This window comes from Pseudomonas wadenswilerensis (assembly GCF_900497695.1).
Lineage (GTDB): Bacteria > Pseudomonadota > Gammaproteobacteria > Pseudomonadales > Pseudomonadaceae > Aquipseudomonas > Aquipseudomonas wadenswilerensis.
The window spans coordinates 727,330-749,453 of the sequence record NZ_UIDD01000010.1 but is presented as its reverse complement, the minus strand read 5'-3'; the positions used below and the strand labels follow the sequence as shown (position 1 = coordinate 749,453).

Annotated in this window: 22 protein-coding genes; 19 read left to right on the top strand and 3 right to left on the bottom strand. The window is 63.7% G+C overall.

Translation table 11 applies throughout. The features are described from left to right. Nucleotides 1-128: 128 nt before the first annotated feature. From CCOS864_RS22450 to CCOS864_RS22385, 14 genes are all read left to right on the top strand, one after another. Entirely contained in the window at nucleotides 129-1,691 is a 1,563-nt protein-coding gene (locus CCOS864_RS22450; protein ID WP_420849250.1) for a methyl-accepting chemotaxis protein, read from the top strand. A gap of 7 nt (nucleotides 1,692-1,698) precedes the next feature. Then, nucleotides 1,699-2,229, top strand: a complete 531-nt coding sequence (locus CCOS864_RS22445; protein ID WP_115088430.1) for a chemotaxis protein CheW — start codon at nucleotides 1,699-1,701, stop codon at nucleotides 2,227-2,229. Further along, the gene (locus tag CCOS864_RS22440) at nucleotides 2,226-3,494 is read left to right on the top strand and encodes a CheR family methyltransferase (protein WP_115088429.1); all 1,269 of its coding nucleotides are present in this window, start codon (nucleotides 2,226-2,228) and stop codon (nucleotides 3,492-3,494) included. Before CCOS864_RS22445 ends, CCOS864_RS22440 begins: the two co-directional genes overlap by 4 nt. Continuing rightward, nucleotides 3,491-4,156 carry a chemotaxis protein CheW gene (locus CCOS864_RS22435; RefSeq protein WP_115088428.1) on the top strand — a complete coding sequence of 222 codons (666 nt, stop codon included), beginning with the start codon at nucleotides 3,491-3,493 and terminating at the stop codon, nucleotides 4,154-4,156. The genes CCOS864_RS22440 and CCOS864_RS22435 overlap by 4 nt, the downstream gene beginning before the upstream one ends. Further along, the gene (locus CCOS864_RS22430; RefSeq protein WP_115088427.1) at nucleotides 4,153-6,426 is read left to right on the top strand and encodes a hybrid sensor histidine kinase/response regulator; all 2,274 of its coding nucleotides are present in this window, start codon (nucleotides 4,153-4,155) and stop codon (nucleotides 6,424-6,426) included. Before CCOS864_RS22435 ends, CCOS864_RS22430 begins: the two co-directional genes overlap by 4 nt. Further along, nucleotides 6,423-7,436 carry a chemotaxis response regulator protein-glutamate methylesterase gene (gene cheB, locus CCOS864_RS22425; protein WP_115088426.1) on the top strand — a complete coding sequence of 338 codons (1,014 nt, stop codon included), beginning with the start codon at nucleotides 6,423-6,425 and terminating at the stop codon, nucleotides 7,434-7,436. The genes CCOS864_RS22430 and cheB overlap by 4 nt, the downstream gene beginning before the upstream one ends. Nucleotides 7,437-7,487: 51 nt before the next feature. Continuing rightward, the gene (locus CCOS864_RS22420; RefSeq protein ID WP_115088425.1) at nucleotides 7,488-8,492 is read left to right on the top strand and encodes a response regulator; all 1,005 of its coding nucleotides are present in this window, start codon (nucleotides 7,488-7,490) and stop codon (nucleotides 8,490-8,492) included. Nucleotides 8,493-8,645: 153 nt separating this feature from the next. Next, a protein-coding gene (gene prfB / locus CCOS864_RS22415) for a peptide chain release factor 2 (protein WP_115088424.1) occupies nucleotides 8,646-9,741 on the top strand; the annotation gives its coding sequence in 2 pieces (ribosomal slippage) (nucleotides 8,646-8,717 and nucleotides 8,719-9,741; 1,095 coding nt in all). Nucleotides 9,742-9,839: 98 nt separating this feature from the next. Next, entirely contained in the window at nucleotides 9,840-11,342 is a 1,503-nt protein-coding gene (gene lysS, locus CCOS864_RS22410; RefSeq protein WP_115088423.1) for a lysine--tRNA ligase, read from the top strand. Nucleotides 11,343-11,442: 100 nt separating this feature from the next. Continuing rightward, entirely contained in the window at nucleotides 11,443-12,147 is a 705-nt protein-coding gene (locus CCOS864_RS22405; protein WP_115088422.1) for a TetR/AcrR family transcriptional regulator, read from the top strand. A 28-nt stretch (nucleotides 12,148-12,175) separates the two neighbouring features. Next, nucleotides 12,176-12,721 carry a hypothetical protein gene (locus CCOS864_RS22400; protein ID WP_115088421.1) on the top strand — a complete coding sequence of 182 codons (546 nt, stop codon included), beginning with the start codon at nucleotides 12,176-12,178 and terminating at the stop codon, nucleotides 12,719-12,721. Between the two features lie 24 nt (nucleotides 12,722-12,745). Then, complete coding sequence (locus tag CCOS864_RS22395; RefSeq protein WP_115088420.1) at nucleotides 12,746-14,023, top strand: flavohemoglobin expression-modulating QEGLA motif protein; 1,278 nt, start codon at nucleotides 12,746-12,748, stop codon at nucleotides 14,021-14,023. Continuing rightward, nucleotides 13,995-14,918, top strand: coding sequence for an alpha/beta hydrolase (locus tag CCOS864_RS22390; protein ID WP_115088419.1), 924 nt, complete (start codon nucleotides 13,995-13,997; stop codon nucleotides 14,916-14,918). The genes CCOS864_RS22395 and CCOS864_RS22390 overlap by 29 nt, the downstream gene beginning before the upstream one ends. Then, on the top strand, nucleotides 14,915-15,241 hold the full coding sequence (locus CCOS864_RS22385; protein WP_115088418.1) for a PA3694 family proteiin: 327 nt from the start codon (nucleotides 14,915-14,917) through the stop codon (nucleotides 15,239-15,241). Before CCOS864_RS22390 ends, CCOS864_RS22385 begins: the two co-directional genes overlap by 4 nt. A 167-nt stretch (nucleotides 15,242-15,408) precedes the next feature. Here the strand turns inward: CCOS864_RS22385 and lptF are convergent, their stop codons facing one another. The 3 genes from lptF to CCOS864_RS22370 form a co-directional block, all read right to left on the bottom strand. After that, nucleotides 15,409-16,197 (bottom strand): lipotoxin F family OmpA-related lipoprotein LptF, encoded by a 789-nt coding sequence (lptF, locus tag CCOS864_RS22380; protein WP_115088417.1) that lies wholly within the window; start codon nucleotides 16,195-16,197, stop codon nucleotides 15,409-15,411. A 50-nt stretch (nucleotides 16,198-16,247) separates the two neighbouring features. Next, on the bottom strand, nucleotides 16,248-16,661 hold the full coding sequence (locus CCOS864_RS22375) for a DUF4398 domain-containing protein (protein WP_115088416.1): 414 nt from the start codon (nucleotides 16,659-16,661) through the stop codon (nucleotides 16,248-16,250). A gap of 273 nt (nucleotides 16,662-16,934) precedes the next feature. Beyond that, a complete protein-coding gene (locus CCOS864_RS22370; RefSeq protein ID WP_115088415.1) occupies nucleotides 16,935-17,279 on the bottom strand; it encodes a pilin assembly protein in 345 nt (114 codons plus the stop codon). 119 nt (nucleotides 17,280-17,398) lie between these two features. Here CCOS864_RS22370 and ppc point away from each other — a divergent pair, with 119 nt between their 5' ends. The 5 genes from ppc (at nucleotide 17,399) to CCOS864_RS22350 (ending at nucleotide 22,122) form a co-directional block, all read left to right on the top strand. Then, on the top strand, nucleotides 17,399-20,026 hold the full coding sequence (gene ppc / locus CCOS864_RS22365) for a phosphoenolpyruvate carboxylase (protein WP_115088414.1): 2,628 nt from the start codon (nucleotides 17,399-17,401) through the stop codon (nucleotides 20,024-20,026). Between the two features lie 43 nt (nucleotides 20,027-20,069). Next, nucleotides 20,070-20,273, top strand: coding sequence for a hypothetical protein (locus CCOS864_RS28130; RefSeq protein ID WP_148708571.1), 204 nt, complete (start codon nucleotides 20,070-20,072; stop codon nucleotides 20,271-20,273). A 10-nt stretch (nucleotides 20,274-20,283) separates the two neighbouring features. Next, nucleotides 20,284-20,934, top strand: a complete 651-nt coding sequence (adk, locus tag CCOS864_RS22360; RefSeq protein WP_115088413.1) for an adenylate kinase — start codon at nucleotides 20,284-20,286, stop codon at nucleotides 20,932-20,934. A gap of 87 nt (nucleotides 20,935-21,021) precedes the next feature. Further along, on the top strand, nucleotides 21,022-21,696 hold the full coding sequence (gene tsaB / locus CCOS864_RS22355) for a tRNA (adenosine(37)-N6)-threonylcarbamoyltransferase complex dimerization subunit type 1 TsaB (RefSeq protein ID WP_115088412.1): 675 nt from the start codon (nucleotides 21,022-21,024) through the stop codon (nucleotides 21,694-21,696). A 129-nt stretch (nucleotides 21,697-21,825) separates the two neighbouring features. After that, on the top strand, nucleotides 21,826-22,122 hold the full coding sequence (locus tag CCOS864_RS22350; protein ID WP_115088411.1) for a hypothetical protein: 297 nt from the start codon (nucleotides 21,826-21,828) through the stop codon (nucleotides 22,120-22,122). Nucleotides 22,123-22,124: the final 2 nt, after the last annotated feature.

Genomic DNA, 22,124 nt, shown 5'->3' with positions numbered 1-22,124 from the left:
AAGCGCGCAGCCGCTGGGCTATACTCTGCCCATTTTTCCTGCTCGCGTAGAACACTTGAGGGCTGACTGTGAAAAACTGGACCTTGCGCCAACGGATCCTGGCGAGCTTCGCCGTGATTATCGCCATCATGTCGCTGATGGTGGTCGCCGCCTATTCGCGACTGGTGGCCATAGAGTCCGGTGAAGAAGCGGTGCGAACCGATAGCATCCCCGGGGTCTACTACAGCTCCATGATCCGCAGCGCCTGGGTCGACAGCTATGTGCTGACCCAGCAGCTGGTGGGCCTGAGCGACCATCGCGAGATCACCTCGGCCGACATGGAGCTGTACAAGGGCTTTGAAGAGCGCCTCAAGCAGCACATGGCCAGCTACCAGTCGACCATTCGCGAGAAGGACGATCAGACCAGCTTTGACCAGTTCGGCCAGCTTGAGGCCGATTACCTCAAAGCAGTGGATACCGTGCTGGGGGCCTATCGCAAGAAAGATTACCCCGAAGCCCAGCGCCTGCTCGCCGAGGTGTTGACCCCGGCCTGGGTCAATGGCCGCAAGCACCTGAACGGGGTGATCGAGCGCAATCGTCTTTCCGCCGAGAGCGCCACCGACTCCATCGTCAGTGCCGTGGCCACGGCCAAGTTCAGCATGATCGTTTCGCTGCTGCTGGCCATTGTTGCCGCGACCCTCTGCGGGCTGGTGCTGATGCGTGCCATCACCGCACCGATGCAGCGTATCGTCCATGCCCTGGACAAACTCAGCGGCGGCGACCTCAGCGTGCGCCTGAACCTGGACCGCAAGGACGAGTTCGGCGCGGTGGAAAGCGGCTTCAACGAGATGATGGGCGAACTGACCAACCTGGTGTCCCAGGCCCAGCGCTCGTCGGTGCAGGTGACCACCTCGGTGACCGAAATCGCCGCCACCTCCAAGCAGCAACAGGCGACCGCCACCGAAACCGCTGCCACTACCACCGAAATTGGCGCAACTTCGCGGGAAATCGCCGCGACTTCCCGCGACCTGGTGCGGACCATGACCGAAGTCACCTCGGCCGCCGACCAGGCCTCGATCCTCGCAGGCTCCGGCCAGCAGGGCCTGGCGCGCATGGAAGAGACCATGCACCAGGTGATGGGCGCGGCCGATCTGGTCAACAACAAGCTGGCGATCCTCAACGAGAAGGCCGGCAACATCAACCAGGTGGTGGTGACCATCGTCAAGGTCGCCGACCAGACCAACCTGCTGTCGCTCAACGCCGCCATCGAGGCGGAAAAGGCCGGTGAGTACGGCCGTGGTTTTGCCGTGGTCGCCACCGAAGTACGGCGCCTGGCCGACCAGACCGCCGTCGCTACCTATGACATCGAGCAGATGGTTCGCGAGATCCAGTCGGCGGTGTCGGCCGGGGTCATGGGCATGGACAAGTTCTCCGAGGAAGTGCGCCGCGGCATGTTCGAGGTGCAGCAGGTTGGCGAGCAACTGACCCAGATCATTCATCAGGTCCAGGCCCTGGCGCCGCGGGTGCTGATGGTCAACGAAGGCATGCAGGCCCAGGCCACTGGTGCCGAACAGATCAACCACGCCCTGGCGCAGCTGGGCGATGCCAGCAGCCAGACCGTCGAGTCGCTGCGTCAGGCCAGCTTTGCCATCGACGAACTGAGCCAGGTGGCCACCGGCCTGCGTGGCGGCGTGTCGCGGTTCAAAGTCTGACCTGCCGATGAACGACCTTCAGCCTCGCCGCAATCAGGATGCGGCCTCCCACGGCACCCTGTACCTGGTGTTCCGCATCGGCGACCAGCGCTTTGCCCTGGACGCCCATGAGGTCGCCGAAGTGCTGCCGCGCCTGCCGCTCAAACCGATCGCCCAGACCCCGGCATGGGTCGCCGGGGTGCTCGCCCATCGCGGTGCGCTGGTGCCGGTGATCGACGTCGGCGCCTTGAGTTTCGGCCTGCCGGCGCCGGTGCGCACCAGCACGCGCCTGGTGCTGGTGCACTACCGCGTCGACCCCTTGCGCCCGCAATTGCTGCTGGGGCTGATCCTCGAACAGGCCACCGATACCCTGCGTTGCGACCCCGCCGAGTTCCAGCCCTATGGCCTGGACAACCAGCAGGCGCCTTACCTGGGACCGGTACGTGAGGATGCCCAGGGTTTGCTGCAGCGAATCGGGGTGCAGGACTTGCTCAGCGCCGAGGTGCGCCAGTTGTTGTTCCCGCCTGAGCTTGTGGCAAGTGGCGAGGGGCTGGCATGAGTGGCGAACAGCGGTTCTTTCGCTTTTTGCAGGATCGCATCGGCCTGGACGTGGCTTCGGTCGGCGCGCCAATGGTCGAGCGCGCCTTGCGCCTGCGCTGTGCGACCCTGGAAGCCCGGGACCTGGATGACTACTGGCTGCGGCTGCAGCAGTCGAACCAGGAACAGCAGGCGCTGATTGAAGCGGTGATCGTCCCGGAAACCTGGTTCTTCCGCTACCCGGAGTCCTTCAACGCCCTGGTGACCCTGGCGCGCAAGCGTCTGAGCGAACTGGGCGGCTTGCGCCCACTGCGCATCCTCAGCCTGCCGTGCTCCACCGGCGAGGAGCCGTACTCGATCGCCATGGCCCTGCTCGACGGCGGCATTGCTGGCCACAGCTTTCGCGTCGACGCCATGGACATCAGCCCCAATTCCATCAGCCGTGCCGAACAGGCGCTGTATGGCCGCAACTCGTTCCGCGGTTCGCACCTGGACTTTCGTGAGCGGCATTTCAGCGAGACCGGTGACGGCCACAGCCTCGACGAGCGGGTCCGCCAGCAGGTCAAGCTGCAGGCGGGCAACGTGCTGGATCCGGCGCTCAAGGCGCGAGAAGGCAGCTACGATTTCGTTTTCTGCCGCAACCTGCTGATTTACTTCGACGTACCCACCCAGCAGAGGGTGTTCGAGGTGCTCAAAAGTCTGATCCATGAGCAGGGCGTGCTGTTTATCGGCCCGGCCGAAGGCAGCTTGCTGGCGCGCATGGGTATGCGCCCGGTAGGCATAGCTCAGTCGTTTGCCTATGTACGCCAGGCTGAAATGGAGCCGGCGCCGCCGAGCAAGCCGTTAGCCATTCCTTTGCCGTTGACGGTGCCGGTGTCGGCGGCCAGCGTGCCGCGTCCGGCGCCTGCCGTGGTGCGCAGGATCAAGCCGATTGCCCCGCCGCCTGCCAGGCCCGCCGAGCCGGAGTCGGCAGGCGAATTGCTGGCGCAGATCGCCCAACTGGCCAATGCAGGCAGCAGCGCTCAGGCCCAGGCCGCCTGCGCCCGCTATTTGCAGCAGTACCCGCCCAGCGCCCAGGTGTTCTACTGGCTGGGCCTGCTCAGTGACACTGCTGGCGACAGCAGCGATGCCCTGGGCCACTACCGCAAGGCGTTGTACCTCGATCCCCAGCATCCGGAGGCGCTGGTGCATCTGGCCGCGTTGCTGGCTTCTCAAGGTGATGTCGCAGGTGCCAGGCGCCTGCAGGAGCGGGCCGCACGGCGCGCCGACCGGGAGTCTGAACAATGATGGGTGAAAACGACGTGCAACTGGTCGCCAGTGACGCCGCCAGCATCGACGACTGCTGGAACCGTATCGGTGTGCATGGCGACAAGAGTTGCCAGCTGCTCGACGAACATATTCACTGCCGCAATTGCGAGGTCTATGCGGCAGCAGCGACGCGCCTGCTGGACCGTTACTCGCTGTCCCAGGAAGCCCACGAGCAGAGCGAGGCGCCTGAGCAAGCCAGCAGCGGCCGCTCGTTGTTGCTGTTTCGCCTGGGCGAGGAGTGGTTGGCACTGGCCACCCGCTGCCTGGTCGAAGTCGCGCCGCTGCAGCAGGTGCATTCCTTGCCGCACCAGCGCTCGCGGGTGCTGCATGGCGTGGCCAATGTACGGGGTGCGCTGGTGCCGTGCCTGTCACTGGGCGATCTGCTCGGCCTTGAATCCCAGGCGCCGGCCTCGACCTCGGCGCGGGTCATGCCGCGCATGTTGATCATTGCCGCTGCGGGCGGCTCGGTGGTGGTCCAGGTCGACGAAGTGGATGGTATCCATGGCCTGGACCCCGGCCGCCTGACGGCAGAGCAGGGCGAAACCCGTTTTACCGCAGCGGTGCTGCAATGGCGCGGGCGCAGTGTCCGTGTGCTGGATGAAGACCAAGTGCTGTCTGCCGTGAACCGGAGCCTGTCATGACCCCAGAGCAAATGCGCGACGCCTCGTTGCTCGAGCTGTTCAGCCTGGAGGCCGAAGCCCAGACCCAGGTGCTCAGTGCCGGGCTGCTGGCGCTGGAGCGCAACCCGACCCAGGCCGACCAGCTTGAAGCCTGCATGCGTGCGGCTCACTCACTCAAGGGGGCGGCGCGGATTGTCGGCGTCGATGCCGGGGTCAGTGTCGCCCATGTGATGGAAGACTGCCTGGTCGGCGCTCAGGAAGGCCGGCTGCTGCTACGTCCGGAACATATCGATGCCTTGTTGCAGGGCACTGACCTGCTGATGCGCATCGCCACGCCCGGTGATGTCAGCATCGACGCCGCGGTCGAGGGGTTTCTGGTGCAAATGGCTGCGCTGCTCGACCCGAGCGCCGTACCGGCACCTGCGTTTGCGCCGCCGCCGATGCAACTGCCCGAGCCGCTGCCGGTTGACCCCATAGCCGCCGACCCTGAGCCTGAAGTCGAAGCGGCGCCCGTGCGCAGCGGCAAACGCGCAGGCGAAGGTGGCGAGCGGGTTCTGCGGGTTACTGCCGAGCGCCTGAACAGCCTGCTCGACCTGTCGAGCAAATCGCTGGTCGAAACCCAGCGGCTCAAGCCCTACCTGGCCACCCTGCAGCGCCTCAAGCGCATGCACGGGCAGAGTATCCGTGCCCTGGATGGCCTCAAGCATCAACTCGAAAGCACTGGCCAGAGCCCGGAAGTCCAGGACGCCTTGGCCCTGGCCCAGCGTTTGCTGGGGGAAACCCAGCAGATCCTTTTGCAGCAGGCGTCTGACCTGGATGAATTCGGTTGGCAGGCCAGCCAGCGTGCGCAGCTTCTCTACGACACCGCGCTGGCCTGCCGGATGCGCCCGTTCGCCGATGTGCTGACCGGGCAAAGCCGAATGGTCCGTGATCTTGGCCGCTCGCTGGGCAAGCAGGTGCGCCTGGAAATCGAAGGTGAGAAGACCCAGGTCGACCGCGACGTGCTGGAAAAACTCGAAGCGCCGCTGACCCACCTGCTGCGCAATGCAGTTGATCACGGCATCGAACTGCCGGAGCGACGACTGCTGGCCGGCAAGCCGATGGAAGGGCAGATCCGCCTGCGTGCCTCGCATCAGGCCGGGTTGCTGGTGCTGGAGATCAGCGACGATGGCGGCGGCGTCGATCTGGCGCACTTGCGCCAGAGCATTGTCGAGCGCCAGCTGTCGCCCGCCGAGACTGTGGAGCAGATGAGCGAAGCCGAGCTGCTGACCTTCCTCTTCCTGCCCGGATTCAGCCTGCGCGACCGGGTGACCGAAGTGTCGGGGCGCGGTGTCGGCCTGGACGCGGTGCAGCATATGGTCCGCCAGCTGCGCGGCTCGATCGAGCTGACCCAGACCAGCGGCCAGGGCAGTTGCTTCCACCTCGAAGTGCCGCTGACCCTGTCGGTAGTGCGCAGCCTGGTGGTCGAGGTCGGCGCTGAAGCCTATGCTTTCCCCCTGGCGCATATCGAACGCACCCTGGAGCTGCCGGCCGAAGCCATCGTGCAGATCGAAGGCCGCCAGCATTTCTGGCACGAGGGCCGGCATATCGGCCTGGTCTCGGCCAGCCAGCTGCTCAATCGCCCGCCAAGTCAGGCGGACGGGCAGAGCATCAAGGTCGTGGTGATTCGCGAGCGCGAGATGCTCTACGGCGTGGCGGTCGAACGCCTGATCGGCGAGCGGGTGCTGGTGGTGATGCCGCTGGATGCGCGCCTGGGCAAGGTCCAGGATATTTCTGCCGGGGCCTTGCTCGACGACGGTGCGGTGGTGCTGATCATTGACGTCGAAGACCTGCTGCGCTCGGTGGAAAAGCTCCTCAGCACCGGCCGCCTGGAGCGCATCGAGCGCGGTCAGCGCAGTGTGCGCGAGGCGGCGCGCAAGCGCGTGCTGGTGGTCGACGACTCGCTGACCGTGCGCGAACTGCAACGCAAGCTACTGAGCAATAAAGGCTATGAAGTGGCCGTCGCGGTGGACGGCATGGACGGCTGGAACGCCTTGCGCAGCGAGGATTTCGACCTGTTGATCACCGATATCGACATGCCGCGCATGGACGGTATCGAACTGGTCACCCTGCTGCGCCGCGACAGCCGCCTGCAATCGCTGCCGGTGATGGTGGTCTCGTACAAAGACCGCGAAGAAGATCGTCGCCGTGGACTGGACGCCGGGGCCGACTACTATTTGGCAAAGGCCAGTTTTCACGATGATGCCTTGCTCGACGCTGTCGTCGAGTTGATCGGGGGAGCGCAGGGATGAAAATCGCCATCGTCAACGACATGCCCATGGCCGTAGAGGCTTTGCGCCGGGCGTTGGCCTTTGAACCGGCCCATCAGGTGATCTGGGTCGCCAGCAATGGCGCCGAAGCGGTCAAACTGTGTGCCGAGCAATTGCCGGACCTGATTCTCATGGATCTGATCATGCCGATCATGGATGGCATCGAGGCCACCCGGCGGATCATGGCCGAAACCCCTTGTGCCATCGTGATCGTCACGGTCGACCGGCAGCAGAACGTCCACCGGGTGTTCGAGGCCATGGGCCACGGCGCCCTCGACGTGGTCGACACCCCGGCGCTGGGCGCTGGCGATCCGCGTGAGGCGGCAGCGCCGCTGCTGCGCAAGATCCTCAATATTGGCTGGCTGATCGGCCAGCAGCGTAGCAGCCCGACCCGGGCCATGGCCGCACCGGTGCGTGAGGCCGCCCAACGTCAGGGCCTGGTTGCCATCGGTTCCTCGGCCGGTGGCCCGGCAGCGCTGGAGGTGCTGCTCAAGGCCTTGCCAACGAGCTTTCCGGCGGCCATTGTGCTGGTCCAGCACGTTGACCAGGTGTTCGCCGCCGGCATGGCCGAGTGGCTCAGCAGCGCCTCGGGGCTGGCGGTGCGCCTGGCCAGCGAAGGCGAGCCGCCGCAGCCGGGGCAGGTGTTGCTGGCCGGGACCAATCACCACATCCGCCTGCTCAAGAACGGCAACCTGGCCTACACCGCGGAGCCGGTGAACGAGATCTACCGGCCCTCCATCGATGTGTTTTTTGAAAGCGTGGCCCGCTACTGGCGCGGCGACGCGGTCGGCGTATTGCTCACCGGCATGGGCCGCGACGGCGCCCAGGGCTTGAAGCTGATGCGCCAACAGGGCTTTTTGACCATCGCCCAGGATCAGCAGAGCAGCGCGGTGTATGGCATGCCCAAGGCAGCCGCCGCGATAGACGCCGCCGTGGAGGTTCGCCCGCTGGAGCGAATCGCCTCGCGATTGATGGAAATTTTTCCAAAATGACGATATGTATTGAGCCACGCCGGCTGGCCGGCAGTGACCAGGTGACAGCGCATGAATGATTTACCGCTCGACGGTTTTCCGACCATGAATGAAAATTCGGCGATGGTCCTCTTGGTCGACGATCAGGCAATGATCGGCGAAGCGGTGCGGCGTGGCCTGGCTCACGAAGAGAACATCGACTTCCACTTTTGTGCCGACCCGCACCAGGCGGTGGCCCAGGCGGTGCAGATCAAGCCCACGGTAATCCTCCAGGACCTGATCATGCCTGGCCTGGACGGCCTGACCCTGGTGCGCGAATACCGCAACAACCCGGCCACCCAGGACATCCCGATCATCGTCCTGTCGACCAAGGAAGACCCACTGGTCAAGAGCGCGGCCTTTGCCGCCGGAGCCAACGACTACCTGGTGAAACTGCCGGACACCATCGAGCTGGTGGCGCGCATCCGCTACCACTCGCGCTCCTACCTGACCTTGCTGCAACGCGACGAGGCCTACCGGGCCCTGCGCGTCAGCCAGCAGCAACTGCTCGACACCAATCTGGTGCTGCAGCGCTTGATGCACTCCGACGGCCTCACCGGGCTTTCCAACCGCCGCCATTTCGACGAATACCTGGAGCTGGAATGGCGCCGGGCCATGCGTGAACAGGCGCAGTTGTCGCTGCTGATGATCGATGTCGACTACTTCAAGTCGTTCAACGACACTTTCGGCCATTTGGCCGGGGATGAAGCGCTGCGCAAGGTGGCCGAGGCCATACGTGCTTCCTGCGCCCGCCCCAGCGATTTGCCGGCCCGTTACGGCGGCGAGGAATTCGCCCTGGTGCTGCCCAATACCTCGCCCGGCGGCGCGCGCCTGGTCGCAGAAAAACTGCGCCAGACCGTAGCGTCCATGAACATCGCCCACACCATGCCCAACCCCGATTCGGTCCTGACCGTGAGCATCGGCCTGGCGACCCTGACCCCGGGCATCGGCAGCCATTGCCGGCAGCTGATCTCGGCGGCGGACAAGGGCCTGTACCTGGCCAAGAACAATGGCCGCAACCAGGTTGGGGTGGATTGACAGCAGCCACAAGCGGCAAGCTTCAAGCGGCAAGAAAAACCGCAGCGCCCGGCATTTCTCCGGCCTCTTGTCGCTTGTAGCTTGCCGCTTGAAGCTGTAACTCAGCTATACTCTCCGGCTTTTCTACAGAATACGCACGAGAGCTGCCCGCCCATGGAAATCCAACCGATCCTGAACACCATCAAGGACCTGACCGAGCGCTCCGAGTCCATTCGGGGGTATCTTTGACTACGATCACAAGCATGACCGCCTGATCGAAGTCAACCGCGAGCTCGAAGACCCGAACGTCTGGAACAAGCCCGAGTACGCCCAGGAACTGGGCCGCGAGCGCGCCATGCTGGCGCAGATCGTCGATACCCTGGACGAATTGTCCGGCGGCCTGGTCGACTCCCGCGAGCTGCTCGACATGGCCGTCGAAGAGAACGACGAAGCTGCCGTCAACGACGTTGTCGAAGTGCTCCAGGGCCTGGAAGAATCCCTGGCCAAGCTCGAGTTCCGTCGCATGTTCAGCGGCGAGATGGACATGAACAACGCCTACCTGGACATCCAGGCCGGTTCCGGCGGCACCGAAGCCCAGGACTGGGCCAACATCCTGCTGCGCATGTACCTGCGCTGGGCCGCCAAGCGTGGCTTCGACGCCACCATCATGGAGCTGTCCGAGGGTGAAGTCGCCGGCATCAAGGGTGCCACCGTGCACATCAAGGGCGAGTACGCCTTTGGCTGGCTGCGTACCGAGATCGGCGTGCACCGCCTGGTGCGCAAGAGCCCGTTCGACTCCGGCGCCCGTCGCCACACCTCGTTCTCGGCGGTGTTCGTCTCGCCCGAGATCGACGACAAGGTCGAGATCGAGATCAACCCGGCCGACCTGCGCATCGACACCTACCGCTCCTCGGGCGCCGGTGGTCAGCACGTAAACACCACCGACTCGGCCGTGCGTATCACCCACGTACCGAGCAACACCGTGGTCAGCTGCCAGAACGAACGTTCCCAGCACGCCAACAAGGACACCGCCATGAAAATGCTGCGGGCCAAGTTGTACGAGCAGGAGATGCAGAAGCGCAACGCCGCTTCCCAGGCCCTGGAAGACAGCAAGTCGGACATCGGCTGGGGTCACCAGATCCGTTCGTATGTGCTCGACGCCTCGCGGATCAAGGACCTGCGCACCAACATCGAGCGCAGCGACTGCGACAAGGTGCTCGATGGTGATATCGACGAATACCTGGAAGCCAGCCTCAAGCAAGGGCTGTAACCGCGCGGCCCCGGCCTGCTCCCTGAAGGAGCGGGCTTGCCCCGCGATCCCTTGCCCAAGGTGAGGGACAATGAACCCGTGATGGAAAATGTGACGACATGAGCGACTTACAACTCGACCCGCAAGACCTGCAACAGGAAGAAAACAACCTGATCGCGCTGCGCAAGGAAAAACTTGCTGCCGAGCGCGCCAAGGGTAATGCCTTCCCCAACGACTTCCGCCGTGACAGCTACTGCAACGACCTGCAGAAACAGTATGTCGACAAGACCAAGGAAGAGCTGGAAGCTGCAGCGATTCCGGTCAAGGTTGCCGGGCGCATCATGCTCAACCGTGGCTCGTTCATGGTGATCCAGGACATGACCGGGCGCATCCAGGTCTACGTCAATCGCAAGACCCTGCCGGAAGAAACCCTGGCCGCGGTCAAGACCTGGGACCTGGGCGACATCATCGCCGCCGAAGGTACCCTGGCGCGTTCCGGCAAGGGCGACCTGTACGTCGAAATGACCAGCGTGCGCCTGCTGACCAAGTCGCTGCGCCCGCTGCCGGACAAGCACCACGGCCTGACCGACACCGAGCAGCGCTATCGCCAGCGCTACGTCGACCTGATGGTCAACGAAGAAACCCGTCACACCTTCCGCGTCCGCTCGCAGGTCATCGCCCACATCCGCAACTTCCTGATGGCCCGCGACTTCCTCGAAGTCGAGACGCCGATGCTGCAGACCATTCCCGGTGGTGCCGCGGCCAAGCCGTTCGAAACCCACCACAACGCCCTGGACATGCAGATGTTCCTGCGTATCGCCCCGGAGCTGTACCTCAAGCGCCTGGTGGTGGGTGGTTTCGAGAAAGTCTTCGAGATCAACCGCAACTTCCGTAACGAAGGCGTATCGACCCGGCACAACCCCGAGTTCACCATGCTCGAGTTCTACCAGGCCCACGCTGACTACGAAGACAACATGGACCTGACCGAGGAGCTGTTCCGCGAACTGGCCCAGCTGGTTCTGGGCAGCACCGACGTGCCGTACGGCGACAAGGTGTTCCACTTCGGCGAGCCGTTCGTACGCCTGTCGGTGTTCGACTCGATCCTCAAGTACAACCCGGAACTCACCGCCGCCGACCTGCAGGACATCGACAAGGCCCGCGAGATCGCCAAGAAAGCCGGTGCCAAGGTGCTGGGCTTCGAAGGCCTGGGTAAACTGCAGGTGATGATTTTCGAAGAACTGGTCGAGCACAAGCTGGAGCAGCCGCACTTCATCACCCAGTACCCGTTTGAGGTCTCGCCGCTGGCCCGCCGCAACGACGACAACCCGAACGTCACCGACCGCTTCGAGCTGTTCATCGGTGGCCGCGAAATCGCCAACGCCTACTCCGAGCTCAACGATGCCGAAGACCAGGCCGAGCGCTTCATGGCCCAAGTGGCCGAGAAGGACGCTGGTGACGACGAGGCCATGCACTACGACGCCGACTTCGTCCGCGCCCTGGAATACGGCATGCCGCCAACCGCTGGTGAAGGCATCGGCATCGACCGCCTGGTGATGCTGCTGACCAACTCACCATCGATTCGCGATGTGATCCTGTTCCCGCACATGCGCCCACAGGCCTGAGCGAACTGAACAAGCCGCCTTCCGGGGCGGCTTTTTCATGCCTGCAAGAAATTCATCGATCGGATCCAACGTTTGGGGTAGACCAGCAGTGACTCCCGCTATGACTCAACAAGGCGCCGCCGGCGTGGCTACAGCGGTGGCCGAAAGCGTGCAGTACCAGGGCCGCAAAGCCAGCCGTGAAGGCAGCGAGCAGCGCCGTCAGCAGATCCTCGATGCGGCCATGCGCATTGTCGTGCGTGACGGTGTGCGCGGCGTGCGTCACCGTGCGGTGGCGGCCGAGGCCGGGGTGCCGCTGTCGGCGACCACCTATTACTTCAAGGACATCGAAGACCTGCTCACCGACACCTTCGCCCAGTACGTGGAACGCAGTGCGGCCTACATGGCCAAACTCTGGGAGAACACCGAGGTGCTGCTGCGCCAGTTGCTCTCCCAGGGCGATGGCAGCCCGCAGTGGCGGGCGCGCCTGGCCGATGAAGTGGCGAAGATGACCACTGACTATGTACAGCGCCAGTTGCACAACCGCCGCGACTTTCTCATGGCCGAGCAGGCCTTCCGCCAGGAGGCGCTGTTGTGCCCGCGCCTGGCCGAACTGGTCAAGCTGCACGAGCAGATTCTTCTGCGCGGCGCCGTACAGATGCTGCAAGTGGTAGGCTCGCGTCAGCCGCAACAGGATGCTCTGGTGTTGACGGCGATTATCGAGCAGATGGAATATCAGGGCCTGCTCGACGGCGAACAGGCCCAGGCTGAAGCGCCGATGCTCGCTATCCTTACCCGGTACCTGCATCTGGTATTGGCGTCGGTGTAAGGCGCGAACCTATTTCAAGGAGAGGTTGATGAAAGCCAGAACCCTGCTGTTGGCATTGTCGTTCTTGCTGCTTGGCGGTTGTCTGGTCACCTTCAATGAGCCGATCCCGGCCAACAAGCCCGCGCCCAAGGCTCTGCTCGGAAAATGGACCAGCAAGGACGCCTGGGGTGAACCGCTGACCCTGCAGATCAGCCGCAGCGGTGGCAACGCCTACAAGGCGGTGGCCATCGGCAAGGACAAGAAGCGCGACGAGTACGCCTTCACTGTGTCCCAGCACGGCAACCGCTGGTACCTCTCGGCCGGTGTGCCCAAGCGCCTGGGTGGCAACTTCCTGATTGGCGGCTTTGAAGTGCTCGACGACAAGGAACTGGTGATCTACAACCTCGACGTCGAGCAGGTCAACCAGGCTGTGCAGAAGAAAGAACTCAGCGGCCGGACCATCGAGGTGCCGGAAGACAACGGCGAAGGCATTCTTATCGACAGCCCGGCCGAGCGCGTCCTGGCTTACCTGGACGACCCGGCCAACTCCGACCTGTTCATCGAAGTGGCGCGCTTCAAGCGGGCCGGCAAGTAATGATTGCAACTCAAGGAGTGTAGGGTGGACGAGTACCAGCAGACGATACGCGCCCTGTCTGATCGCATTGTCCTGGCGCAAACGCCCATTCGCGTGCTCGATGCGGTGAAGTGGGACGACAACATCCGCCAGGGTTTCCTCAAGAGCAAGGGCAAGGAGCCGCCAGCGGTAGACCGCGCCTATTACCAGGGCCGGCCGCTGTCGTTCGACTCCGCCGCGGTCAAGCTCGAGTTCCAGAACATCGAACGCGACATCACCCGCCAGCTCGGCCAGTTCAACCCGGTCGGGCAGATCATGCGGCGCATGTGCAAGGAATACCGCATGGTGGTGCGCATGCTCGAGGCGCGCGGCACAGAGGATTTCGGGCTGATCTCCCAGGAGCTGTATGGCGCCGCCTCCGATGCCTTCCATGCCGGTGACCCGACCCTGGCCGACCTGGGCCTGATGCTCTCGGACTACCTGAACAACATCGACGGCCGTGGCGACCTCAAGGACGAGCCGAAGAACCTCACCGCCAAGCAGGCGGTGGAGATGCTCCAGGGCCGCCTGAACAAGGTGTTCAACGAGGCTGAAGACACCATTCGCGTATTCGAGTCCGACGGTATCGTCGCCGACGCCGCTGCCGGCGCCGACTACATCAAGATCCGCGCCGACGCCATGTTCAACAGCCGCGACGTGCGTGCGCTGGAGGTTCACGAAGGCCTGGTGCACGTTGGCACCACCCTGAACGGTCTCAACCAGCCGATCTGCACCTTCCTGGCCAAGGGCCCGCCCTCATCGACCGTGACCCAGGAAGGCCTGGCGATCCTCATGGAGGTGATCGCCTTCGCCTCCTACCCCAGCCGCCTGCGCAAGCTGACCAACCGTACCCGGGCCATCCATATGGTCGAGGAGGGCGCCGACTTCATGCAGGTCTACGAGTTCTTCCGTGCCCAGGGCTTCGAGATGGCCGAAAGCTATGGCAACGCCAGCCGGGTGTTCCGCGGATCGGTCCCGAACGGCCTGCCGTTTACCAAGGACTTGTCCTATCTCAAGGGCTTTATCATGGTTTACAACTATATTCAGTTGGCCGTGCGCAAGGGCAAGCTCGAACAGATCCCCTTGTTGTTCTGCGGCAAGACCACCCTTGAAGACATGCGCACCCTGCGCCAACTGGTCGACGAAGGCCTGGTGGAACCGCCCAAGTATCTGCCGGAGCAGTTCCGCGACCTCAACGCGCTGTCGGCCTGGATGTGTTTCTCCAACTTCCTCAACCACCTGAGCCTGGACCGGATTGAAGCCGATTACTCGAACATTCTCTGAGGCATGGCGCAGGCCCCTGGGCCTGCTGCTGGTGCTGCTGAGTCTGGGCGGCTGCAGTTCGCTGTTGTTCTATCCCGAGCCTGGCCAGCCGTTCACCCCCGAGAAAGCCAAGCTTCAATACCGTGACGTCACCCTGACCGCGGCCGACGGCACCCGCCTGCACGGCTGGTGGCTGCCGGCCAAGCCCGGTGTCGAGGTCAAGGGCACAGTGCTGCACCTGCATGGCAATGGCGGCAACCTGGCCTGGCACCTGGGCGGCAGCTGGTGGTTGCCGGAGCAGGGCTATCAGGTGCTGTTGCTCGACTACCGCGGCTATGGCCTGTCCGAGGGCAAGCCGGAGCTGCCCGAGGTCTACCAGGACATCGCCGCGGCGCTGGACTGGCTGGACAAGGCGCCCGAGGTGCAGGGCAAGCCACAGATCCTGCTGGGCCAGAGCCTGGGCGGCTCGATGGCCATCCATTACCTGGCCGAGCATCCCCGCCAGGCCGAGCGCTTCAAGGCCATGGTCTTCGATGGCGTGCCGGCCAGCTATCGCCAGGTCGGGCGGTTTGCCTTGAGCAATTCCTGGATGACCTGGCCGTTGCAGGTGCCGTTGTCGTGGCTGGTGCCTGATGGCGACAGTGCGATCCATTCGATTGCGCGGATCAAAACGCCGCCCAAGCTGTTCTTTCACAGCATCGACGACCCCATCGTGCCGCTGGCCAACGGCATCCAGTTGTATCAGGCTGCGCCACCACCGAGGGTGTTGCAGCTAACCCGTGGCGGGCATGTGCAGACCTTTGCCGACAAGACCTGGCGCCAGGTCATGTTGCGCTTTCTGGACGACCCGAGTCGTTTCAACGGGCTGCGGCGCCTGGCCGAAGTCCCCAATTACCCTGACGAGAAGTCGCAATGAGTGAAGAACGCAACGCCATCCCGCTGATCATTACCGGTGTCTGCAGCATCATCGGTACCGTCGCGGCCCTGTGGTACTACGGTTACCTGCATTTCGCCAAGCCGGAGGATGCCTTGCTGCTGTCCGACTTCACCATGCTCAAGACCATACCGGGCGAGGACTACAAGATCTCCCTGCAGCCGGCCAGCCAGGTGGCGCAATGCGTTGATGGCGTGCTGGTGATGTTCGATACCGCGCAGAAGGGCCTGACTGGCGTGTTGGTGAACAACAAGAAGCAGGCCGTGCGCTGCCTGGGGCAGGAGACCCCGCAAGAAATCCAGTAAGCCCCGAGGCTGCTTTGCAGCCCAATCGCCGGCAAGGCCGGCTCCCACAGGGTGGACGGCGTATACAGATCCATTTGTGGGAGCTGGCCTTGCCAGCGATGGAGGCCGGCAACACAAACAAAAATCCCGCCAGACTCGGCGGGATTCTTGTTACTGCTCAGCAACCATCAATTCAGCTGGCTCACCGAGCGCGGTGCCACCGGCTGGTTGTCGTTGGAAATGGTCACTTCCACCCGACGGTTCTGGGCACGGCCCGAGTTGCTGCTGTTCTCGGCAACCGGATATTCCTTGCCATAACCCTGGGCGACGATGCGCGCAGGATCTACCCCGGCACGTACCAGTGCCGCGCGCACCGAAGCTGCGCGACGCTCGGACAGCGTCTGGTTGTAGTTGGCGCTGCCTTTGCTGTCGGTGTAGCCCTCGACGATCACCTTGCGGTCAGGGTTCTCCTGGAGGAACTGCGCCAGCTTGGTGATGTTCGGGTAGGCGCTGCTCTTGAGGGTGGCCTTGTCAAAGTCGAACAGCACGTCACCGAAGGTCACCAGGGTGCCACGGTCGGTCTGTTTGGCGTTGAGGCTGTCCTGCAGCTTCTTGATCTGCGCATCGCGGGCATCAAGGCGGGCCTGGGCACGCTGGGCGGCAGCGTTTTTCAGGTTACCTTCGGCGGTACGCAGGGCAATGGTCTGCTTGGCCACTTCCACCCGTTGGTTGGTCAGGTAGGCGAGTTGGTCGACCTTCTTCTGGTCTTCCTTGTCCATGTAGGCCTTGTCGGCCTTGTTCAGCCAGTCCTGGGCGTCTTTGGTTTCAAGGGCCGCGACCTTGGCGGCCTGCGGGTTGCTCTGCAGGGCAGAGAAGTTGGTCCGGGCCGATTCCAGGTTGGCGTTCGGCTGCGTCGAGCAGGCGGCCAGGCCAACGCTCAGGGCCAGAAGGGCTGGGATCATCACGTGTTTACGCATAATGGTTCATCCTTTGATCGATTACGAATGCACGGGTCGGCGGGCGGGCGTCATTCGACGCTGCGCATGCCTTCCTCACGCAGGTCCTGAACGCCCTGGCGGGCATCCTGTACGGCTTTCTCGGCCTTGGCGGCCTGGGCCTTGCGCTCGGCGACGCGGGCGTCCCACTCGGCCTGTTCGGCCAGGCGCTTGGCGTCGTCGTACTGCTTGTCGTGCATGGCGATTTCCGCCTGTTTCAGCTTGTCCTGCGCGGCCTTCATTTCGACGGCGGCGAACTCGGTACCGCCGGCGCTGACAGCGGAATTGACCGCCGATTGCGTCACTGCGTACTGCTCGGTGGGTGGGTTGCCGGCACAGCCGACCAGGACCAGGCTGCTGCCCAGTGCCAGCGCGGCCAGCTTGAGCCCGCGCAGATGGGTGGATGAGGTGTTTGCGGTGCGGGTCTTCATGGTGGTCAACTCCATTGGATCACTCCTGATGAACAACGAATTCCGTAACAGTCCATCGGCGCGACCCGTCAGCTTCGGGGACTGCTCTCACCCGGTTCTGAGAGGGTTTTGCCGTGATGGCTATTGGCTGTGACCGAAGCGTTTTTTGAATAGTTCAGAAAAAAATACCGCGTGTTCGCGGTTTTTTCTGACTGATCGGTCAGTGGGTTTTTCGTTGAACTTCCAGGCATGCCTGCGGTACGCGAGCGCCTGCGCGGGCGCTCGGAACGCGGGTGAAGGCGGGGTCAATCAAGGGTTGCCGGCATCTTTGGCGTTGCTCATTTCGTGCAGGTAGCGGCGTGACAACGCAAGAAAACGCGGGGTCGGGCCGATGTCCTCATAGAGCGGATCCCCCTCTTCATCGGTGGCAATCACCTGCGAGCCCTGGATATACGGGAAGCTCGCTTCCAGCTCTTCAAGCGCTGCCCCCAGCAGTTCGCCGAGCAGTTCTTCGGGCCGGCGCTTGGGGTACATCTCGGCCAGGGCTGCCAGGCGCGCCGCCGCTTCCATGTCCAGGTGCAGGACATGGCCGGTGGGGCTCAGCGAGCCTTTGGCGTGCTGTTCCCAATGCTGGGCAAGATCACGGATTTTCATGATGTTCTCCTGTGTGCCTGTGTTGAGCGTAGTTCAGCCCGGGCTCTGCCTTGAAGCTCGGCCGGTACTGGGGCACTCTGGTCCCAGAGCGGTTTTCCCGAATGCCGGAGACAGGGCTGATGACTGATATCGATGTGCGCTTGCGTGAAGATGTTCATTTGTTGGGCGAGTTGTTGGGCGAAACCGTGCGCGAGCAGCACGGCGAAGCGTTTTTGCAGACCATCGAGGACATTCGCCGTAGTGCCAAGGCCGACCGCAGTGGCGGTGCCGAGCAACTGAGCTCGACTCTCAATGATCTGGCTGAAGACGAGCTGCTGCCGGTGGCCCGGGCCTTCAACCAGTTTCTCAACCTGGCCAACATCGCCGAGCAGTATCAATTGATTCGCCGCCGCGACGTCGGCCAGCCCGAACCTTTCGAAGCCCGTGTGCTGCCCGAGTTGCTGGCGCGGCTCAAGGCTGCCGGCCACAGCGACGATGCCCTGGCCCGGCAACTGGGCAAGCTGAGCATCGAACTGGTGCTGACTGCCCACCCGACTGAAGTGGCCCGGCGCACCTTGATCCAGAAGTACGACGCGATTGCCGCGCAACTGGCTGCCCAGGATCACCGCGACCTGATCCCCGCCGAGCGCGAGCAGATCCGCGAGCGCCTGCAGCGCCTGATCGCCGAAGCCTGGCACACCGAAGAAATCCGCCGTACCCGACCGACCCCGGTGGACGAAGCCAAATGGGGCTTTGCGGTGATCGAGCATTCGCTGTGGCAGGCGGTCCCGCACCATTTGCGCAAGGTCGACAAGGCCCTGCACCAAGCCACCGGCCTGCGCCTGCCACTGGAGGCAGCGCCGATCCGCTTTGCCTCGTGGATGGGCGGCGACCGCGATGGCAACCCCAATGTCACCGCGCCGGTCACCCGCGAAGTGTTGTTGCTGGCGCGCTGGATGGCCGCTGACCTGTTCTTGCGTGATATCGATGCCCTGGCCGCCGAGCTGTCGATGCAGCAGGCCAGCGAAGCGCTCAGGGCCAAGGTAGGCGAGTCGGCCGAACCTTATCGCACCTTGCTCAAGCAGTTGCGTGAGCGCTTGCGGGTCACTCGCGCATGGGCCCAAGCCTCGCTGACCACCCCGCAGGCCCCTGCACCCGAGGTGCTACAGGACAACCGCGACCTGTTCGAACCCCTGCAGCTGTGCTTCGAATCGCTGCATGCCTGTGGCATGGGCGTGATTGCCGATGGCCCGCTGCTCGATTGCCTGCGTCGGGCAGTGACCTTCGGCCTGTTCCTGGTGCGCCTTGATGTGCGTCAGGACGCCGCCCGGCACACCTCGGCGCTGAGCGAAATCACCGAATACCTGGGCCTTGGCCGCTATGCCGAGTGGGATGAAGACGCGCGCGTTGCCTTCCTGCAGCAGGAACTCAACAGCCGTCGCCCGCTGTTGCCAAGCTACTTCAAGCCCCAGGCCGACACCGCCGAAGTGCTCGCCACGTGCCGCGAGATTGCCGCAGCGCCAGCAGCCTCGCTGGGCTCTTATGTGATCTCCATGGCCGGCGCCGCTTCCGACGTGCTGGCCGTGCAGTTGCTGCTCAAGGAAGCCGGCGTGCTGCGGTCGATGCGCGTGGTGCCGTTGTTCGAAACCCTCGCCGACCTGGACAACGCCGGCCCGGTGATGGAACGCCTGCTCGGCCTGCCGGGTTACCGCGCCGGGTTGCACGGCCCGCAGGAAGTGATGATCGGCTATTCCGACTCGGCCAAGGATGCTGGCACCACGGCCGCGGCCTGGGCCCAGTACCGCGCCCAGGAAACCCTGGTGCGCATCTGCCGCGAACAGCAGGTCGAACTGCTGCTGTTCCACGGCCGTGGCGGCACCGTTGGCCGCGGTGGCGGCCCGGCCCACGCGGCGATCCTGTCGCAGCCACCGGGCTCGGTAGCCGGGCGCTTCCGTACCACCGAGCAGGGCGAGATGATCCGCTTCAAGTTCGGCTTGCCGGACATCGCCGAGCAGAACCTCAACCTCTACCTGGCCGCGGTGCTGGAAGCGACCTTGCTGCCACCGCCGCCGCCACAACCGGCCTGGCGCGCGCTGATGGACCAGTTGGCTGCCGACGGCGTCAAGGCCTACCGCGGCGTAGTGCGCGACAACCCCGAGTTCGTCGAATACTTCCGTCAGTCCACCCCCGAACAGGAACTCGGCCGCCTGCCGCTGGGCAGCCGCCCGGCCAAGCGTCGCGCCGGCGGCATCGAAAGCCTGCGGGCGATCCCGTGGATTTTCGGCTGGACCCAGACCCGCCTGATGCTGCCGGCCTGGCTTGGCTGGGAAGCGGCACTGAACAACGCTCTGGCTCGCGGCCAGGGGCCGTTGCTGGCCGAGATGCGCGAGCAGTGGCCGTTTTTCCGCACACGCATCGACATGCTGGAGATGGTCCTGGCCAAGGCCGACGCCGACATCGCCCGCTCCTACGACGAACGTCTAGTGCAACCAGAACTGCGACCTTTGGGTGCACATTTGCGCGACCTATTGTCGCAGGCGTGCCAGGTGGTGCTGGGGTTGACCGGGCAGCCGGTGCTACTGGCGCACAGCCCCGAGACCCTGGAATTCATCCGCCTGCGCAACACCTATCTGGACCCGCTGCATCTATTGCAGGCTGAACTGCTGGCGCGCTCGCGCGGGCGTGAAGCCGCTCTGGATAGCCCGTTGGAACAGGCCTTGCTGGTCACCGTGGCCGGCATCGCGGCAGGCTTGCGCAATACTGGCTGAGTTAAAAATCCGGCCTGCCGATCGTCTACCCAAGAAGGGCAGAATGCTTGTAAAGCAACAGGTTGCGCCCGGCGCAACCTATGCTTCAAGTGGCCACCGTGCGTGGGTTTTTCCGACTTTCGACCGCTTGTGTGGCTTGCGGGCGCTGTGTATCTTGAGCAGCCTTTTGATCGAAATTACGATCATCACCCAAATTCCGGGATTGGCCCTGCGTGGCAAACCCACTGATTTGCTTACAAAAAAATGAGGAGCACGAGATGCGCGTAATTCTGCTGGGAGCTCCCGGGGCCGGTAAAGGTACTCAGGCAAAGTTCATCACCGAGAAGTTCGGTATTCCACAGATTTCCACTGGCGACATGCTGCGCGCCGCAGTCAAGGCCGGCACTGCGCTGGGCCTGGAAGCCAAGGCAATCATGGACGCTGGCAAGCTGGTCTCCGACGAGCTGATCATCAACCTGGTCAAGGACCGCATTGCCCAGGCTGACTGTGCAAATGGCTTCCTGTTCGACGGTTTCCCGCGCACCATTCCTCAGGCTGAAGCTTTGGTGACTGCCGGCGTCGAGCTGGATGCCGTGGTCGAAATCGCCGTCGAAGACGAAGAAATCGTTCAGCGTATCGCTGGCCGCCGTGTGCACGAAGGTTCGGGCCGCGTCTATCACGTGGTCTACAACCCGCCAAAGGCTGAAGGCAAGGACGACGAAACCGGCGAGCCGCTGGTACAGCGTAAAGACGACACCGAAGAAACCGTGCGTCATCGCCTGTCGGTCTACCACGACCAGACCAAGCCACTGGTGGACTTCTACCAGAAGCTCTCGGCTGCCAATGGCGGCAAGCCGAAGTACAGCCATATCGAAGGCGTGGGCTCGGTAGATGCGATCACCGCCAAGGTCCTGGCCGCACTGAGCTGATCGACGCTCGGTAGTGCAGACAACGGCCCGCTTGCGGGCCGTTGTTGTTTATAATGCCGCTCTTTTTTCTTGCCCCTGGATTCTCCGATGACCACCTTGCTGGCCCTCGATACCGCCACTGAAGCCTGCTCCGTTGCCTTGCTGCATGACGGCAAGGTTTCCAGCCACTATGAGGTGATTCCACGCCTGCACGCGCAGAAGCTGCTGCCGATGATCCAGCAGTTGCTGGCCGACGCCGGTGTCACCCTGCAGCAGGTCGATGCCATCGCCTTTGGCCGTGGCCCGGGCGCCTTTACCGGCGTGCGTATTGCCATCGGTGTGGTCCAGGGCCTGGCCTTTGCCCTGGAGCGTCCAGTGCTGCCGGTGTCCAACCTGGCGGTGCTGGCCCAGCGCGCCATGCGCGAGCAGGGTGTGCAGCAGGTGGCGGCGGCAATCGATGCGCGCATGGACGAGGTGTACTGGGGCTGCTATCGGAACGTCGACGGCGAAATGCGCCTGCAGGGCAATGAAGCGGTGTTGCCGCCGGAGCAGGTCGCACTGCCGGCTGGCGCCAGCGGCGACTGGTTCGGTGCAGGCACCGGCTGGGGCTATGCCGAGCGCCTGGCGGTCAAGGTCAGCGCTCAGGATGCCAGCCTGCTGCCCCATGCCCAGGACCTGCTGAGCCTGGCGACCTTCGCCTGGCAGCGTGGCGAGGCCATTGCCGCGGACCTTGCGCAGCCTGTGTACCTGCGCGACAAAGTGGCTACGCCGAAAGCGCGCTGAGTGCAACTCGTCGACTATTCTCAAGCCAAGTAAAACCTTTTGCCCGAACTGTGGTCCAGTTATCAATCGGGCATTAGCGAAGGATCAACGATGCTGCTAAATTGCCATCATTGCTCTTGAGTAATCGCCATGCGTATCGACGGTTTTTCCTCGCAGTCCTACCCCATCAAGCGTGCCCCGCGCAAAGCGCCGGTGCGCAGCGATGACGTGGAAGACGAGGATCTGCCGGGCGAGTTCGAAGTGCAGCCGCAAGCCAGCGCCAGCCAAGGCCAGGCGCGCACCGGTGGCCTGCCGGCACGGCCCCAGGACATGATATTCCCGCGGGCGCGCAACAAGCGCACCGCCCATGCCCTGGCCAGCTACCTGACCACTGCCGGTTTCGTTGACTGGGAGATGGAAGTACTGGGGCTGGACCTGTACATTTGATG

Bases quoted from the DNA above. Each gene is read 5' to 3' on its own strand.
- CCOS864_RS22430 (WP_115088427.1), top strand. From the start codon at position 4,153: ATGACCCCAGAGCAAATGCGCGACGCCTCGTTGCTCGAGCTGTTCAGC.
- CCOS864_RS22420 (WP_115088425.1), top strand. From the start codon at position 7,488: ATGAATGATTTACCGCTCGACGGTTTTCCGACCATGAATGAAAATTCG.
- CCOS864_RS22435 (WP_115088428.1), top strand. From the start codon at position 3,491: ATGATGGGTGAAAACGACGTGCAACTGGTCGCCAGTGACGCCGCCAGC.
- CCOS864_RS22450 (WP_420849250.1), top strand. From the start codon at position 129: ATGTCGCTGATGGTGGTCGCCGCCTATTCGCGACTGGTGGCCATAGAG.
- CCOS864_RS22440 (WP_115088429.1), top strand. From the start codon at position 2,226: ATGAGTGGCGAACAGCGGTTCTTTCGCTTTTTGCAGGATCGCATCGGC.
- CCOS864_RS22405 (WP_115088422.1), top strand. From the start codon at position 11,443: ATGACTCAACAAGGCGCCGCCGGCGTGGCTACAGCGGTGGCCGAAAGC.
- CCOS864_RS22445 (WP_115088430.1), top strand. From the start codon at position 1,699: ATGAACGACCTTCAGCCTCGCCGCAATCAGGATGCGGCCTCCCACGGC.
- CCOS864_RS22400 (WP_115088421.1), top strand. From the start codon at position 12,176: ATGAAAGCCAGAACCCTGCTGTTGGCATTGTCGTTCTTGCTGCTTGGC.
- CCOS864_RS28130 (WP_148708571.1), top strand. From the start codon at position 20,070: ATGCTTGTAAAGCAACAGGTTGCGCCCGGCGCAACCTATGCTTCAAGT.
- CCOS864_RS22375 (WP_115088416.1), bottom strand. From the start codon at position 16,661: ATGGAGTTGACCACCATGAAGACCCGCACCGCAAACACCTCATCCACC.
- tsaB (WP_115088412.1), top strand. From the start codon at position 21,022: ATGACCACCTTGCTGGCCCTCGATACCGCCACTGAAGCCTGCTCCGTT.
- lysS (WP_115088423.1), top strand. From the start codon at position 9,840: ATGAGCGACTTACAACTCGACCCGCAAGACCTGCAACAGGAAGAAAAC.
- cheB (WP_115088426.1), top strand. From the start codon at position 6,423: ATGAAAATCGCCATCGTCAACGACATGCCCATGGCCGTAGAGGCTTTG.
- ppc (WP_115088414.1), top strand. From the start codon at position 17,399: ATGACTGATATCGATGTGCGCTTGCGTGAAGATGTTCATTTGTTGGGC.
- CCOS864_RS22385 (WP_115088418.1), top strand. From the start codon at position 14,915: ATGAGTGAAGAACGCAACGCCATCCCGCTGATCATTACCGGTGTCTGC.
- adk (WP_115088413.1), top strand. From the start codon at position 20,284: ATGCGCGTAATTCTGCTGGGAGCTCCCGGGGCCGGTAAAGGTACTCAG.
- lptF (WP_115088417.1), bottom strand. From the start codon at position 16,197: ATGCGTAAACACGTGATGATCCCAGCCCTTCTGGCCCTGAGCGTTGGC.
- CCOS864_RS22350 (WP_115088411.1), top strand. From the start codon at position 21,826: ATGCGTATCGACGGTTTTTCCTCGCAGTCCTACCCCATCAAGCGTGCC.
- CCOS864_RS22370 (WP_115088415.1), bottom strand. From the start codon at position 17,279: ATGAAAATCCGTGATCTTGCCCAGCATTGGGAACAGCACGCCAAAGGC.